1 protein-coding gene is annotated in these 1,176 nt (G+C 46.9%); it reads right to left on the bottom strand.

Annotation, left to right across the window (positions count from 1 at the left end; translation table 11 throughout):
- The coding region (locus R7O12_RS25975) for a VolA/Pla-1 family phospholipase (protein ID WP_411913099.1) at positions 1-1,176 on the bottom strand (1,176 nt) is incomplete at both ends.

The following is a 1,176-nucleotide window of genomic DNA, read 5'->3' as shown; positions in this document are numbered from 1 at the left end:
TGTGTTGTTTGCAGCAGCGACCGCAGACGTACCAACAATACCGCCTAGTGAGTGACCCAGCATTTTTACTTGAGAGCCCGTCATTGGGTTAAAACCTTGAAGAGAGCCTCCAGCCAATAGGCCGCCTTGCGCTGATACTACTAAACTAGCACGTAAGCCCAATACATCCAGCACGCTTTGACGAAGGTTATCACGCGCTACAGCAAGGTTAGAAAGGTTCAAGTAAGCAAGAACGTTCGCATTTGCCGATCGTTGTTCGTCTAGGCTACGTGTGCCGTGGATTGGAAGATCGATAGCAATAACAGCTACGCCAGTTTGCACCATATTAAAAGCAAATGCATACGCGTTTTCTTTCGCTGAGGTGATACCGTGTTGGTAGATCACCACGTCTTTCGCTACACCATTTTGAGGAGTAAACAGTAAGAACTCGACATTTTCTAAAGACTTAACCGCAGGAACAGGAGAGTAACGAGTAATAACTCGCTCACTATCCAATTGTGTACCGTCGTTTAAGTACAGTTTCGAGCCTACCAGTTTTAGCTGCTCTGTTGGATCTGTTGCCAGCTTGCTAACGTCTACAGGAGAGCTTGCGAAAACGCCAGAAGAAAGTTGCTGAACCATGTTCGCTTGTTCTGCTGGATCGGTAAGTGCTGCGTTTAGCTTCGCTAGGCTTGGCATCGCAGACACCATCGGTTGCATGTTCCAGTTTGCGCCTTTTTCAAGGTAGTGTGGCAGTCTTACTTGACCCTGAGTAACATTCACACTCGCGCCAGATTGCACGTAAAGACCTTTAATCGCGGTTTTCGCTGCATCTAAGTCACTGACGTATTTATTAAAGTCACTGTCCGAATCTAACGCTGTCATAAAGTCTTGTGTCTCACCAAGCACCATTGTGTACGCAGTAGAAAGGTCGACAGCATTCTCGTTAGTATCATTTTTGTAAACGGTATTTAGCGTGTTCGCGCCAGTAGCAAAACCTGTCGCAGTAACACCTTTAACAGCCGCTAACGTGTCACCTACGGATTGAGTGCTGAACCATGATGAGTAGACAATATCAGCTGGGTTGACTTGCGCTAGACCAAAAATGCCTTCGACAGCTTCTGTTACCGCTTGTACGGATGCAAGATCGCCTGATTCGTACTTAACTTGTTTGCTCTTTGCCACCGCGTAGCTTGA

Source organism: Vibrio sp. Vb1574, from assembly GCF_033338675.1.
Note: the sequence above shows the minus strand (reverse complement) of the source record. Positions and strands in the feature narration are given on the sequence as shown.